The following is a 14,926-nucleotide window of genomic DNA, read 5'->3' on the forward strand; positions in this document are numbered from 1 at the left end:
TTGCTAAATAGTTAGCTCCAGCAAAAAAACGCACTGCATAGGATGACAATCTTTCTCACCACAAGGTTGTCATCCCATGCTCGAACTTCAGGTTATTGCCTCCTCCACGCTCCCGCCCGGTGAACAGGGACAACACTACGAATTAATCAAACAGGCGATCCCGTCCTGCCTGGTCAGCAGTTCACCTGAGCGGCGCCAGGCCCTCAAACAGACCCCCGCGAATATCCCCTCTTGGTACGACGCCACGTCTCAATCGCAGAAGGATCAGCTCAAGACGCTGTTAGAGAGCCGTTGCCACTCCCTGAATGAGCTGGAGAAATCCCTAAGCAAAGTCCAGGCGCTGGAAGCATTCGCCCAGCCGTTATTGGAAGCGGCATTAAAGGCTGCCGGTTATGCGCTGGACGTCAATCAAACCTGGTTGCGCCTGTATGTTCCGGTTGAAGACGCCTTTGGCAAAAAAACCGGCGGTTCCAGGGTCAAGACGTTCTCCTTGCTCAAGGCTGCCCTGGGCAACTTTGAGGCGCGGGAGGCCGAGGACGGTTTTTACGATAGCGTTTCGGGATTTATCACCGAGCCGGATACTCGCGAGCACTTCGAACGCCACACCACGACCCTGAAAATTCATGAGTTCGCCCAGTTATGCCGTGATCTCGATTTGGGGAGTCAATACCAGGCTCACCTCAGGGCGCAGTTGATACCTGATGATGTACGGTCCCGTGCCGAGTTTCGGGATCGCTTCATCCGCCATCAGAAAGATGCCTTCAAGGCGGCGGCGTATCTGGCCTTGCTCAAGGGTGATATCGGTGCCACCGATTACACCTTGCTGATGCGTGTGACGGCTGGCGAAAAGCACATCGTGATCGGCAACCAGCCGGTCGGTTACTGCTGCTTGAGCCTGATGAACCTGCACCTGCATGACTGCCTGATCATCGCCCCATGCGCCAAGCAGCGTTATTCGAGCTGGGTTATCGTCTATATTCCTGACCACCTCGAGCACCCCATCAAGCGTTATGAAACGTTTAATGAGTTTCGCAACGAATTGACTGATCGCCTGACCGCGAGCGTCAGCCAGGGTGCCGACCGCTCCATGGGGGTACAAACCACGCAATACCAACAGCTTTTTGCCCAGTTTGTAGCCTATAAGGATCGCGCTTACTACTACCGCAGGCTGACCGAACTCGTGGTGGATGCGCCACCGCAACCGTTCGGTTCACAGGCGCTGCGTTCGGAATGGGGGCGTTTACTGACGGCCCCATTCTTTTCCTCCGGCTCGTCGCTGGGGGAGCCGCAACCGACCGTACGCGTTCCGATAAAAGCCCCCGAATTCAATATTCAGGCCATCGAAATCGCTGGCCTCTGGCGGGCTGCGGACTTGTGGGTGTATCGCCATGCCAGTCTGCGCACGCGACTGTTTAACGATGCCCAACACCAGGCCGTGAGCACTGAGGCTGCTGACAAGGCATCGAGTTCAAGGCGTGCAGCCCATTACCTGAGTATCGGCATGTTCGGCCTGAACCTGGTGGGGATGGCCGTGCCACCCTTGGGCCTGGTGATGGCCGGGGTGATGGCCGGTCAGCTGCTTTACGAGGTCTTTGAGGGTGCGGTCGAACTCAGTGAAGGCGACCGCGAGGCAGGTTGGGCGCATGTTACCGACGTGGTGGAAAACCTGGCGACGCTGGCGGCGCAGGCGGTGGCGTTGCGCTTCACAGTGTCACCCTTCATTGAACGGCTCAAAGCCGTCACGTTGCCCGGCGGCAAGATCCGCCTGTGGAAGCCTGATCTTGCGCCCTATAAGGCGCCTGTCGAGCTGGCCACAGACGCCAGGCCAGACGCTTTGGGCCTTTACTCGCACGACGGCCAGTTGATTTTGCACCATGAGGGTGACCACTATCGAGTTGGGCAGGACCCCGTCACTGGGCAGTATCGCATCCAGCACCCCAGCCGCCCTGGTGCGTATGAGCCGCAGTTGGAGCATAACCATGCTGGCGCCTGGAGCCATGAAATCGAGCAACCGCTGACCTGGGACAAACCGACCCTGATGAGGCGCCTGGGGCTGGAACAGCGTGGGCTTGACTCCGCGACGCTGGAACAAGCCCGTATGGCCAGCGGTGTCGAGGAAGACGTCTTGCGCCAGACCTTTGTTGAGCATGACCCGGTGCCTTTGTTGTTGGATGACACGATCCAGCACTTCAAGGCTCATCAGGCACTGACGACGTTTGTCGAGCAATTGAGAAGCAGCGACTCGGCCGTCTATGCCCAGGCGGACCTCACGCTGCTGCTGCAAATCATGCGTCGACGAGGGATGTTGCCTGATGCGCCGCTGCGGGTCATGGACAGCCACAACAGGATTTTGTGGGAGGAGACCTTCGCAACTGCCCCCAAACGCGTAGTGGTGGTCCGTGACAACCAGTTGGCGAGCGGTGAGTGGCTCAATGAGGTGCTGTTCAGCTTGCAAGGCGTGGACCCCACGCTCCGGGACATCCCTGGCAGTGCCGAAGAGTCGCTGGCGGTGCGGGCCGGCAAGCTGCGTGAACACATCGCCAATGTCGTCGATACCTTTAAGGGCTCGCTGATCGAAGAGCGCTATCAAGCCTTGAATGCCACGAACGATCCTGATGTGCGCCTGCTCATGGCGACTTACCCCAGGCTGCCAGCGTCGATGGCTACTGAGTTGCTCAGAAGGCTGAGCGTTGAACAGTTGCACACCTTTCGAGATACCGGGTTTCTGCCCCAGGAACGTATTGAGCAGGCGAGGTGGCTTGAGCAGGAAACCCGGGTATCGCGTGCCTATGAAGGCCTGCACCTGGACACTCTGGCAAGCATCGACAGCCAGCGCCTCGCCTTGCGCACTTTGGAAACCTTGCCTGGATGGCAGCGTGGAACGCGGGTGGAGTTGCGTCACTACTCGGCCCAAGGCACGTTGCTGGATGCTATCGGTTCCCCGGATTCAACCACCACCAAGACCCTGGTGCTCAAGGACAATGGTTTATTCGAGGCGCCCATGCCCAGGGACTTCTTTGGGGCAACCTGGGACCTGTTGTCCACCGCCGAACGCCAGAGCCTCGGGTTCACCGATGCACAGCAGTTGAAGACAGCGATCCAGCAGTCGCCTTTGCCTCGTGAGCCGCTGCGCACGGTGTTGCTGGAGCATCCGGTGCGCAAACCGACGATTGATTCGACGCTGAGATTACTCGGTGGTGGCGGCGGGTCCAGCCGACAGGCGGCCAGTGATGTCGATAGCGATGTCGATTTAGTACACGAGCAGGTCACCGATCTGTTCCCTTTGATGGACGAGGAGGCAGTCAATGCGTTTGTCCGCACTTTGGGCGACGACGTCGAGGGTGGGTTGAAACACTGGAAGGCTGAGTTCAAAACGTTTACGAGGGAGTTGGATGCCTGGGTTTACGCCAGTGGGCCGCCGCGTGCTGATGGTTGGGATGCCGATTTTCCCGGTGCGTCCGATATCGCGCGCGAGATCAAGAGTCACTGGCGGCTTATGAGTGAAGGCCCCCTGAAGCTGATGATGAGGGGCGATCTGGAACTACCACTGCTAAGCGTCGACTTCAGCCATGTTGAGGGGCTTGAGATCTACGGTAGCGGCTGGACCGGCAAGACTGATGCTTTCCTTACATCGTTCACCCACGTCAAGCATTTGGCCCTGATCGGTTGCCGGCTTACCGAGTTACCCAGTGCTATCGGTGAAATGCGCTACCTGACTTCGTTGAACCTGACCGGTAATAATCTTGAGTTGACTCCACCAACCAGCCGTATGCTGAGCAACCTCAGCGCCCTTGTCACGCTTGATCTGCGCAGCAACCCGCTGGGTGCTGCCCCCGATGTCAGCGGTATGCCAAATCTGGTGGAGTTGAACCTCAGTAACACGCAGATTGAGCAGTGGCCCTCGGGATTAACCGCACTGACTGGATTGAGACGTGTCGATTTGTCCGAAAACCGCCTGCAGGAGGTTCCACCACAGCATTTGACACCACCGCCTGAGCAGCTTGAAGCGATCGTTCGGACAAACAACGTCGTCATGCTTGAGCACAATAAGTTTCCTGCCGACTATTGGCAGCAGTTCGATCGCTACTGGGAGACCTTGACGCGCACGCGGCCCGAACTTTTGCAAGGCGCCCTTGATGGCGCCTTTGACAGTGGTAATCCAAGGCTCAGGGTCATGCAGGAACTCTATCCCGACAACAGCGTGCAAACTTCTCGGAAGATGATTTGGGCGCTGGGCGAGCGCGCCGATGCAGAGTTGGCCCAGCGTGAGCAGGAATTCAAAGCGTTCAAGCGTCAGTTAAAAGCCTGGAACCTCTCCAACGAGCGTCAGAGTAACGAGCGCGTCGGGCGAAATGAGCGCCTGCTGGAGTTCAACGATCGTGATCGCGCCAGGCAACGCATCATGAGCTGCTGGAGGGCGGGTAATCCCCTCGTTTTGAGCAACGACGCCACACTCATCGACGTCGAACTGGACCTCAGTGGGTTGCGCCTGTCGAGCCTGCCCGACCTTGGCGCGAATTTCATTCGCCCGACGTCACTGAAACTGAACCGCCTGAACCTGCGTACGTCACCAGAAGGTTTCCTGGCGCACTGCCAAGGTGTGCGCTGGCTGGACATGTCGGATAACCATTTGTTCGAGTTGCCGCCTGCCGTGGGGAATATGAACGAGTTGGCCCGTTTGTCGCTGCAAAACAACCGAATCCGATTGACTGCCGAGTCGGCTGCCTTACTGTCCTCGCGAGCGACACTCAGTGACTTGATGCTCAATGATAACCCCCTCGGCCTGACGCCGGATTTCAGCCAAATGACGGATTTGCGTACCTTGCAGATGAAAAATACAGGGATTGATACCTGGCCTGCGGGGTTGGTTGAACGAACGAACCTGCTATGGGTAGATCTGAGCCAAAACAGTATTACCACTATCCCGGACTCAGTCATTGCACCGTCGGATGAGCAGTTGGCGCAGACGGAACGCGTGACTCGTGTGACGGATATCGGCGAGAACCCTTTGACCGAGCAAACCCGGCAACAAGTCCGCGAACACAGCCGGCGCCTTGAGGAGGCTGGGCTGATGTCTGAGGTTCTTCCGAACATGCTCCGGTTGACGGCTGATATTGCCCCTAACCGTGTGGCCCCCACAGCTGGCGCGCAGGATCCATTTCTGCGTTGGGCCCAAGGCATGTCCACGCAAGAGGCGAGTAGCAAACGGCCCCTATGGGTGGCGTTGGAGCGCGCTCCGAGGGCTGCCCCGTTTTTCGACATCCTTGAGCGTCTGGAACCGGCGGGTGCCGGCCACGCCGACTTGCAGCGCCGCGTCTGGGAAGTGATCGAAAGTATCACCCAGGACACCGCCGAATCGGAAACCCTGCGCAAGGAACTCCTCGACCTGGCCGGTGAGCCAGGATGTTGCGACCTTGCGGCTTTCTCCTTCAGCAACCTGGAGGTGCGCACAATGGCCTACAAGGCTCGTTTGCAGGCCACGGATCAGACCCAGGGCGTGCAACTGGCAAGGTTATCCAGAGGTTTGTTCCGCCTGCACGAAGTGGACAAGATCGCGTCGGCGGATATCCAGCGCAGCGAGGCAATCGTCAATGACCCCCGCGTGTCGGTAGCCAATAAGGTGCCCCATACCCAGCGCCTGGCCGAAGAGGTTGAAATTCGACTGGCGTATCGTTACGGCCTCAAGGATCGGCTCCAGCTACCGGGGCAGCCGCAGCAGGTCAGGTATATCAACTTGGGCGGCGTGACCTCATCGATGCTCGATACTGCCTTTGATACGATCAAAGCCCTGGATAACTCCGCGCAAGAGCTTCAGGCGCTGCTGTCCAGGGGCTTTTGGCAGGATTACCTGACCGGTAAATACGCCGTGCAATTTGACGCTCTGCGCCATCCCTTGCACGATCAGCTGGCGGACTTGCGGAGCAGGTTTGAATCCAACGCGATCACCGAGGCACTTTATAAGCATCGGTCCGGCGAACTGCAGTTGCAATTGCAGATTAAAGACGCCGCGCTGATCGAGACGCTGACCCGTCAGGAGTTGCTCGATCATCCGCTGGACGTGGCTGAGGGTGTCGGCCCCCGTGCGACCTAAAACAAAAAGTAGCGCTGGGCCATGGGCAATACATCAGCCGGTTCGCACCACAACAACTGGCCGTCGGCCTTGACCTGATAAGTCTGCGGGTCAACCTCGATATCCGGCAGGTAATCGTTGTGGATCAGGTCGGTTTTCTGCACATCGCGGCAGCCCTTTACCACGGCAATCTGCTTTTTTAACCCCAGGGCCTCGGGCAACCCGGCGTCCTGGGCGGCCTGGCTGATGAAGGTCAGGCTGGTGGCGTGCAACGAGCTGCCGAAGCTGGCAAACATCGGGCGATAGTGCACCGGCTGCGGCGTGGGGATCGAGGCGTTGGCGTCACCCATCAGGCTTGAGGCAATCGCGCCGCCCTTGAGGATCAAGGTCGGCTTGATGCCGAAAAACGCCGGGCGCCACAGCACCAGGTCGGCCCACTTGCCCACTTCGATCGAGCCGACGATATGGCTGACGCCGTGGGTAATCGCCGGGTTGATGGTGTACTTGGCGATATAGCGCTTGGCGCGGAAGTTGTCATTGCCCGGGCCGTCGCCGGGCAAAGGGCCGCGCTGCTTTTTCATTTTGTCAGCGGTCTGCCAGGTGCGCGTGATCACTTCGCCGACACGGCCCATGGCCTGGCTGTCGGAGCTGATCATCGAGAACGCGCCCAAATCGTGCAGGATATCTTCGGCGGCAATGGTCTCGCGGCGGATGCGGCTTTCGGCGAAGGCCACATCTTCGGCGATGCTCGGGTCCAGGTGATGGCAGACCATCAACATGTCCAGGTGCTCATCGATGGTGTTGCGCGTGAACGGCCGTGTCGGGTTGGTGGAACTGGGCAGCACGTTGGCGAAGCCGCAGGCCTTGATGATGTCCGGCGCGTGGCCGCCACCGGCACCTTCAGTGTGGTAGGTGTGGATGGTGCGACCCTTGAGCGCGGCCAGGGTGGTTTCGACGAAGCCGGATTCGTTAAGGGTGTCGCTGTGAATCGCGACCTGCACGTCATACTCGTCCGCAACGCTCAGGCAGTTGTCGATGCTGGCGGGTGTGGTGCCCCAGTCTTCGTGCAGCTTCAAACCGATGGCCCCGGCCTTGACCTGCTCGATCAACGGTTCCGGCAAGCTGGTATTGCCTTTGCCGGTAAAACCGATGTTCATCGGGAACGAATCGCTGGCTTGCAGCATGCGCGCCAGGTGCCACGGGCCGGAGGTGCAGGTGGTGGCGTTGGTGCCGGTCGCAGGGCCGGTGCCGCCGCCGATCATGGTGGTGACGCCGCTGGTCAGCGCTTCTTCGATCTGCTGCGGGCAAATGAAGTGCACGTGGCTGTCGATGCCGCCGGCGGTGAGGATCATGCCTTCACCGGCAATCACCTCGGTGCTGGCGCCGATGGCCATGGTCACGCCGGGCTGGATATCCGGGTTGCCGGCCTTGCCGATCGCATGAATGCGGCCGTTTTTCAGGCCGACGTCGGCCTTGACGATGCCCCAGTGGTCGATGATCAGCGCATTGGTGATCAAGGTGTCGACCACTTCATGGGCGAGCAGTTGGCTCTGGCCCTGGCCGTCGCGGATAACTTTGCCGCCGCCGAATTTGACTTCTTCACCGTAGACGGTGAAGTCCTGTTCGACTTCGACGAACAGGTCGGTGTCGGCCAGGCGGACCTTGTCACCGACGGTGGGGCCGTACATGTCGGCGTAGGCTTGGCGGCTGATCTTCATGTGTGTATGCCCTGAAAAATAGGTGTTGAATGTGATATCGCTATCGCAGGTAAGCCAGCTCCCACAGGGGAACGCATTCCAACTGTGGGAGCTGGCTTGCCTGCGATGAGGCCCTAAAGGTCGCCCATGATCCGTCCGGCAAACCCGAACACCCGCCGCCCCCCGCTCAAATCCACCAACTCGATCTCGCGACTTTGCCCTGGCTCAAACCGCACTGCCGTGCCCGCCGGAATATTCAAACGCATGCCACGGCTGGCGGCGCGATCAAAGGTCAGCGCATCGTTGGTCTCGAAAAAATGGTAGTGCGAGCCCACCTGAATCGGCCGGTCGCCGCTGTTGGCCACGCTGAGGGTGAGGGTGCGCCGGCCGACGTTGAGTTCGATGTCACCAGGCTGGATCTGATATTCACCAGGAATCATGCAGGTTGCCCCAGGGTCTTGAAATAGATGGCGGTCGGGGTGTAGCGCCCGTCCGGGCTTTGGCAGTAGTCGGGCAACTCACCTATCTTGGTGTAGCGCAGCGACTGGTAAAAGGCTTCGGCGCCGGAGCCGGCCTCGGTGTCCAGGTACAGCAGGCCGCGCTTGTGCTGGCGCGCGGCGAGTTCCAGGCTGTTCATCAGCTGTTGGCCCAGGCCATGGCGGCGGGCGCTGCTGTGTACCAGCAACTTTTGCACTTCGGCGCGGTTCAGGCCGTTGGCTTTCAGGCACAGCGCCAGTTGCACGCTGGCGATCACTTGCTCATCGCGTACCACCACCCACAGCAGCAGGCTGCCCTCTTCGATACTTGCCTGCACGCCGCTCAAATAGGTGCGGGCCTGGGCGTCATCGAAGTCAGCCATAAAGCCGATTGAAGCGCCGTGCTTTACCGCGTCCAGCAACAGCTCAATCAAACCCAGGCGGTAGTGGGCAAAACTTTCAGCATTGACTCGACGCAGTTGCGTAGCGCTCATCGATCTCACTCCTTGGGCGGTTCGGCGCCCGGATTCAATGTCAGTTGCATAAAGGTCAGGTCCAGCCAGCGGCCGAACTTGATGCCCACTTGCGGCATTTGCCCGGTGGTGATGAAACCCAGGCGCTCATGCAGGCGAATAGACGCCTGGTTGCCGCTTTCGATAGCCGCGACCATCACGTGCTTGCCGCAGGTTGCGGCGCGCTCGATCAGCGCTTGCATCAGCCGCGGGCCGAGGCCTTTGCCGCGTTGGTCATTGCGCACGTACACCGAGTGCTCAACGCTGTAGCGAAAACCTTCGAACGGGCGCCAATCGCCGAATGAGGCGTAGCCGGTGACTTCATCGTTTTCCACCGCCACCAGAATCGGATAGCCCTGGGTTTGACGCGCAGCGAACCAGGCCTGACGGTTGGCCAGGTCCACCGGTTGCTCGTTCCAGATGGCCGTGGTGTTGAGCACCGCATCGTTGTAGATGTCGCGGATCGCCGGCAGGTCTTGCTCGGTAGCATCACGAATCATGGCTGGGCCTCACGCGATTGGCTGGTGGACGGTCACCAGCTTGGTGCCATCGGGGAAGGTGGCTTCCACCTGGATATCCGGGATCATTTCCGGGATGCCTTCCATCACTTGCTCGCGGCTGAGCAGGGTGGTGCCGTAGTGCATCAACTCGGCCACGGTGCGGCCATCGCGGGCACCTTCCATCAGCGCGGCCGAGATATAGGCGATGGTTTCCGGGTAGTTGAGCTTCACACCCCGCGCCAAGCGGCGCTCGGCCACCAGGCCAGCAGTGAAGATCAGCAGTTTGTCTTTTTCCCGTGGGGTCAAATCCATGGTTCAAGGTCCTTCAAACAGCATTCATAAAAACACCGCAGATCCCCTGTGGAAACAGGCTTGTGTGGGAGCTGGCTTGCCTGCGATAGCGGTGTATCAGGCACACCGCCATCGCAGGCAAGCCAGCTCCCACATAAACTCAGTTCCACAGGTTGATCTTCATGTGCTCCAGATTCTGGGTGGAACCGCTTCTCGCCCAAGCACACTCGGACGTAACAATTTCCATAAATCAATCAGCCAACCCCGCGCCAGCAGCGCCTCACTGGCCAGGCAGCGGGCGACCAGCAAGCCGGGCAGTTGGGTCAGGTCGCCGCGAATCGCATGGGGCAGGGCGCGGCAGGTTTCCAATAATTGAGGGTCTATATCGCCGGTCAGCAACAGCGTGGCAAACACCGGTTGCCCGTCCAGCCCGATGGGTGAGTCGAGCAAACCGTCGGCGCCTACAATGCGCTGGCGCTCATGCCAGAGCAACTGGCCGTCGCGGCGAATATCCAGGTGCGATTGAAAGTGGCCCAGGTCAAAACGTTCACCACTGGCCGGGCGGCCAAGGGCGATCACGTCCCAGTAGAACAGCCGGGCATCGCCTTGCAGGTCGATGCGCGTGCTGAGTTCGGCCTGGGCAGCGCTGAACACGATGGTTTCCTGGGGCAGCCATTCCAGGGTCGCACCAGCTTCCACGGTGAGGTCGAGTGTTTGATAGGCCGGGCCGCTGGCGCGATACCACTTGGCCGCACCGGGGCTGGTCAGTTGCGCCCATGCGCCTGCACCCACGTGTGCACTGATGTCCAGGCGGTCCCCGCCGGCTATCCCGCCTGGCGGGTGGACGATGATGTGCTGGCACACCTCGGGGCCTTCGGCGTACAAGTGCTTTTGCACCCGCAGCGGGCCGAGGTGGCGGCGCATTACCGGGCGCGTGGTGTCGCCGAAGCGCGCGTAGCCGAGTTCCAGCTCGGCATGCCAGCTGGGGGTGAACAGGGCAGGGGTAACGGGCAGGTTCATGTTTTTTTACTTATCGTCAGGACACAACAGATTAAATCGTAACCAGCCCGCGCACACCCTCGCTTTCCATATTTTCACCTCGGCCCTGCTGCACGATTTCACCACGAGACATCACCAGGTACTGGTCGGCCAGTTCGGCGGCGAAGTCGTAGAACTGCTCCACCAAAAGGATCGCCATATCGCCGCGCGCCGCGAGCTTTTTGATCACTGCACCGATCTCCTTGATGACTGACGGCTGGATGCCCTCGGTGGGCTCGTCGAGAATCAACAGGCGCGGGCGGCTGGCCAATGCGCGGCCAATTGCCAACTGCTGCTGTTGACCGCCGGACAGGTCGCCACCGCGCCGATGTTTCATCTGCAGCAATACGGGGAACAGTTCATAGATAAACGCCGGGACTTCCTTGGCTTCGGAGCCTGGGAAGCGCGAGAGCCCCATCAACAGGTTTTCTTCCACTGTCAGCCGCCCGAAAATCTCCCGGCCCTGGGGCACGTAGGCGATGCCCGCGTGTACGCGCTGGTGCGGTTTGAACCCGGTGATGGCCTTGCCTTCCCAATTCACCGCGCCGTCTTTGGCCGGCAGCAAACCCATCAGGCATTTGAGCAAGGTGGTCTTGCCCACGCCGTTACGGCCGAGCAGGCAGGTGACTTCGCCAATCTTCACGTCAAATGAGAGCCCGCGCAGGATGTGGCTACCGCCGTAATACTGATGCAGCTTGTCGACTTGCAGCATGTTCAAAACCTCCTCAATTCCCCACTGAGGGAACTGGATCAAATGTGGGAGCTGGCTTGCCTGCGATGGCGGTGTATCAGGCTCACCGCTATCGCAGGCAAGCCAGCTCCCACATAAAGCGGTGCGCGTCAGCGACCGAGGTAAACCTCGATAACGCGCTCGTTTTCCTGCACCTGTGCAAGCGACCCTTCGGCCAGCACGCTGCCCTGGTGCAACACGGTCACGTGGTCGGCAATCGAACCGACAAACCCCATGTCGTGTTCCACCACCATCAGCGAATGCTTGCCCGCCAGGCGCTTGAACAGCTCGGCGGTGAACTCGGTTTCGGCGTCGGTCATGCCCGCCACCGGTTCATCCAGCAGCAACAGTTGCGGGTCTTGCATCAGCAGCATGCCGATTTCCAGGAACTGCTTCTGCCCGTGGGACAGCAACCCCGCCGGGCGCAGTGCCGAGGCGGTCAGGCGGATGGTATCGAGCACTTCCTCGATGCGGTCTTTCTGTTCGCCGCTCAGGCGTGCGCGCAGGCTGGCCCATACCGACTTGTCAGTCTTTTGCGCCAGCTCCAGGTTTTCGAACACGCTCAGGGCTTCGAACACCGTAGGCTTCTGGAACTTGCGGCCAATGCCGGCCTGGGCGATCTGCACTTCGCTCATGCTGGTCAAGTCGAGAGTTTCGCCAAACCAGGCCTTGCCGTGGCTGGGGCGGGTCTTGCCGGTGATCACGTCCATCAGTGTGGTCTTGCCCGCGCCGTTGGGGCCGATGATGCAGCGCAACTCGCCGACGCCGATATACAGGTTCAAGTCATTGAGCGCCTTGAAGCCATCGAAGCTGACGCTGATGTCTTCCAGGGTCAGGATGGTGCCGTGGCGGGTGTTCAGGCCCTTGCCGGCAGCCTGGCCGATACCGATGGCATCGCGGCCGCTGCCTGCATCGAAAATAGGTTCAAGCATGACGTTCCTCATTTCTTCAGCAGGCCGATGATGCCCTTGGGCAGGTACAGGGTGACGATGATGAACAGCGCCCCAAGGAAGAACAGCCAGTATTCCGGGAAGGCCACGGTGAACCAGCTCTTCATGCCATTGACCACACCGGCGCCCAGCAACGGCCCGATCAAGGTGCCGCGCCCGCCCAGGGCTACCCATACGGCGGCTTCGATAGAGTTGGTCGGCGACATTTCGCTGGGGTTGATAATGCCCACTTGCGGTACATACAACGCGCCTGCCAAACCACACAGCACCGCACTCAACACCCACACAAACAGCTTGAAGCCACGTGGGTCGTAGCCGCAGAACATCAGGCGGTTCTCGGCGTCACGCAATGCCGTCAGCACGCGGCCGAACTTGCTCTGCGCCAGGCGCCAGCCGGTGTACAAGCTGGCGACCAGCAACAGTACGGTGGCCACAAACAGCACCGCCCGCGTGCCCGGCTCGGTGATGCCAAAGCCCAGAATGCTGCGAAAGTTTGTGAAGCCGTTATTGCCGCCAAACCCGGTTTCGTTGCGGAAAAACAGCAGCATCCCGGCAAAGGTCAACGCCTGGGTCATGATCGAGAAATACACGCCCTTGATCCGCGAACGAAAGGCGAAGAACCCGAACACCAACGCCAATAAACCGGGTGCCAATACCACCAGGCACATGGCCCAGAGGAAGTGCTCGGTGCCGACCCAATACCACGGCAATTCGGTCCACGACAAAAAGGTCATGAACGCCGGCAACTCATCGCCGGACGCCTGGCGCATCAGGTACATGCCCATCGCATAACCGCCGAGGGCAAAGAACAAACCGTGGCCGAGGGACAACATTCCCGCATAGCCCCACACCAGATCCAGCGCGAGGGCGACGATGGCGTAGCAGAGGATCTTGCCCACCAGCGTCAGGGTGTAGGCCGAGACGTAAAACGGATTTGCCGGCGACAGCAGCGAGCACAAAGGCAGCGCCAGCAGCAGGATCAAAATCACCGTACCCACCGCTATCGTGATCTTGGGGCCGGCCTTTTGCGCGGCGGTAAGCATCAATGGCTGGTTCATCAGTCGATCACCCGTCCTTTTAGTGCAAAGAGTCCTTGCGGGCGTTTCTGGATAAACAGAATGATCAGCGCGAGGATCAGGATCTTGCCGAGCACGGCGCCGATCTGCGGTTCAAGAATCTTGTTGGCGATGCCCAGCCCGAAGGCGGCCATCACGCTACCGGCCAACTGGCCGACGCCGCCGAGCACCACCACTAGGAACGAGTCGATGATGTAGCTCTGGCCCAGGTCCGGGCCGACGTTGCCGATCTGGCTCAGCGCCACACCACCCAGGCCCGCGATACCGGAGCCAAGGCCAAAGGCGAGCATGTCCACACGCCCGGTGGGCACGCCGCAGCAGGCGGCCATGTTGCGGTTCTGGGTGACGGCGCGCACGTTGAGGCCCAGGCGCGTCTTGTTCAGCAGCAGCCAGGTCAGCACTACCACGCACAGGGCAAAGGCGATGATCACGATGCGGTTGTACGGCAGCACCAGGTTGGGCAGCACTTGAATGCCGCCGGACAGCCATTCGGGGTTGGCGACTTCGACGTTCTGCGCACCGAACACCAGGCGCACCAGCTGGATCAGCATCAGGCTGATGCCCCAGGTGGCCAGCAGGGTTTCCAGCGGCCGCCCGTAGAGGTGGCGAATCACCGTGCGCTCCAGCGCCATGCCAATCGCGGCAGTCACAAAGAAAGCCACCGGCAGCGCAATCAGCGGGTAGAACTCGATGGCCGACGGTACGTAGCGCTGCATCATCAACTGCACCACATACGTGGAGTAAGCGCCGAGCATCAGCATCTCGCCGTGGGCCATGTTGATCACGCCAAGCAGGCCGAAGGTGATCGCCAGGCCCAGGGCCGCGAGCAGCAGGATCGAACCCAAAGACATGCCACTGAAAGCCTGGCCGAGGATCTCGCCGAACATCAATTTGCGTTTGACCTGAGCCAGGCTGGTCTCGGCGGCGGTGTGCACGGCGGCATCGGTTTCGACACCGGGCGCCAGCAGCGCCTCAAGGCGTGTGCGCGCCAGCGGGTCACCGGTACTGCCTAGCAGGCGCACGGCGGCGAGGCGAATGACCGGGTCGGGGTCAACCAGTTGCAGGTTGGCCAGGGCCAGGCTCAACGCGGTGTGCACGGCCTCGTTGGTCTCGGCGGCGACTTGCTGGTCGAGGAATTTGAGCTGTGCAGGTTGTGCGCTTTTTTGCAGGGTTTGCGCAGCAGCGAGGCGCACCTTCGGGTCGGCGGCGAGCAGTTGCTGGCTGGCTTGCACGTTGTCGATCAAGCCGCGCAGGCGGTTGTTCAGGCGCACGGTTTTGGTTTCGCCGTTGACGTTAAGTTGGCCTTGTTGCAGCGCGTCCACCAGCTCGATGCGCGCCGGGTCGGGCTGGGCGGCCCAGTCCTGGAGCAGCTTGGCTTGTTGCATCGGGTTGGCGTTGATGAAGTCTTCGGCGTCGCTGGCGTGTGCGGCAAAGGGCAGCAACAGCAGGGCGGCGAGGATGAGGCGGTAAAGGGCAGTGGGCATAGTCTTGGGCCTTGCTCGAACAAATGTGGGAGCTGGCTTGCCTGCGATGGCGGTGTATCAGATACACCCAGTTGTCTGCATCGCAGGCAAGCCAGCTCCCAC

11 protein-coding genes are annotated in these 14,926 nt (G+C 60.3%); 1 reads left to right on the plus strand and 10 read right to left on the minus strand.

Features of this window, described 5'->3' with window-relative positions; all coding sequences use genetic code 11:
* Positions 1-76 precede the first annotated feature (76 nt).
* Positions 77-6,091 (plus strand): DUF6543 domain-containing protein, encoded by a 6,015-nt coding sequence (locus AOA62_RS06020; protein ID WP_099548115.1) that lies wholly within the window; start codon positions 77-79, stop codon positions 6,089-6,091.
* On the opposite strand, the gene ureC is transcribed toward AOA62_RS06020, so the two are convergent.
* The 10 genes from ureC to urtB form a co-directional block, all read right to left on the minus strand.
* Positions 6,088-7,788 (minus strand): urease subunit alpha, encoded by a 1,701-nt coding sequence (ureC, locus tag AOA62_RS06025; protein WP_099548116.1) that lies wholly within the window; start codon positions 7,786-7,788, stop codon positions 6,088-6,090. The genes AOA62_RS06020 and ureC overlap by 4 nt on opposite strands.
* Positions 7,789-7,901: 113 nt before the next feature.
* The gene (locus AOA62_RS06030; protein ID WP_099548117.1) at positions 7,902-8,207 is read right to left on the minus strand and encodes an urease subunit beta; all 306 of its coding nucleotides are present in this window, start codon (positions 8,205-8,207) and stop codon (positions 7,902-7,904) included.
* Complete coding sequence (locus AOA62_RS06035; protein WP_099548118.1) at positions 8,204-8,737, minus strand: GNAT family N-acetyltransferase; 534 nt, start codon at positions 8,735-8,737, stop codon at positions 8,204-8,206. The genes AOA62_RS06030 and AOA62_RS06035 overlap by 4 nt, the downstream gene beginning before the upstream one ends.
* Positions 8,738-8,742: 5 nt before the next feature.
* The gene (locus tag AOA62_RS06040) at positions 8,743-9,255 is read right to left on the minus strand and encodes a GNAT family N-acetyltransferase (RefSeq protein WP_017136778.1); all 513 of its coding nucleotides are present in this window, start codon (positions 9,253-9,255) and stop codon (positions 8,743-8,745) included.
* A 9-nt stretch (positions 9,256-9,264) separates the two neighbouring features.
* Positions 9,265-9,567: an urease subunit gamma gene (gene ureA / locus AOA62_RS06045; RefSeq protein WP_017136777.1), complete on the minus strand. Its 303-nt coding sequence runs from the start codon at positions 9,565-9,567 to the stop codon at positions 9,265-9,267.
* A 159-nt stretch (positions 9,568-9,726) separates the two neighbouring features.
* Positions 9,727-10,566, minus strand: a complete 840-nt coding sequence (locus AOA62_RS06050) for an urease accessory protein UreD (RefSeq protein WP_099548119.1) — start codon at positions 10,564-10,566, stop codon at positions 9,727-9,729.
* 31 nt (positions 10,567-10,597) lie between these two features.
* The gene (urtE, locus tag AOA62_RS06055; protein ID WP_065930636.1) at positions 10,598-11,296 is read right to left on the minus strand and encodes an urea ABC transporter ATP-binding subunit UrtE; all 699 of its coding nucleotides are present in this window, start codon (positions 11,294-11,296) and stop codon (positions 10,598-10,600) included.
* Positions 11,297-11,424: 128 nt separating this feature from the next.
* Positions 11,425-12,258, minus strand: a complete 834-nt coding sequence (urtD, locus tag AOA62_RS06060) for an urea ABC transporter ATP-binding protein UrtD (RefSeq protein WP_169986495.1) — start codon at positions 12,256-12,258, stop codon at positions 11,425-11,427.
* Positions 12,255-13,322, minus strand: a complete 1,068-nt coding sequence (gene urtC / locus AOA62_RS06065; RefSeq protein WP_017136773.1) for an urea ABC transporter permease subunit UrtC — start codon at positions 13,320-13,322, stop codon at positions 12,255-12,257. The genes urtD and urtC overlap by 4 nt, the downstream gene beginning before the upstream one ends.
* On the minus strand, positions 13,322-14,824 hold the full coding sequence (gene urtB, locus AOA62_RS06070) for an urea ABC transporter permease subunit UrtB (RefSeq protein WP_099548121.1): 1,503 nt from the start codon (positions 14,822-14,824) through the stop codon (positions 13,322-13,324). Before urtB ends, urtC begins: the two co-directional genes overlap by 1 nt.
* Positions 14,825-14,926: the final 102 nt, after the last annotated feature.

This window comes from Pseudomonas sp. 2995-3 (genome assembly GCF_002742565.1).
Lineage (GTDB): Bacteria > Pseudomonadota > Gammaproteobacteria > Pseudomonadales > Pseudomonadaceae > Aquipseudomonas > Aquipseudomonas edaphica.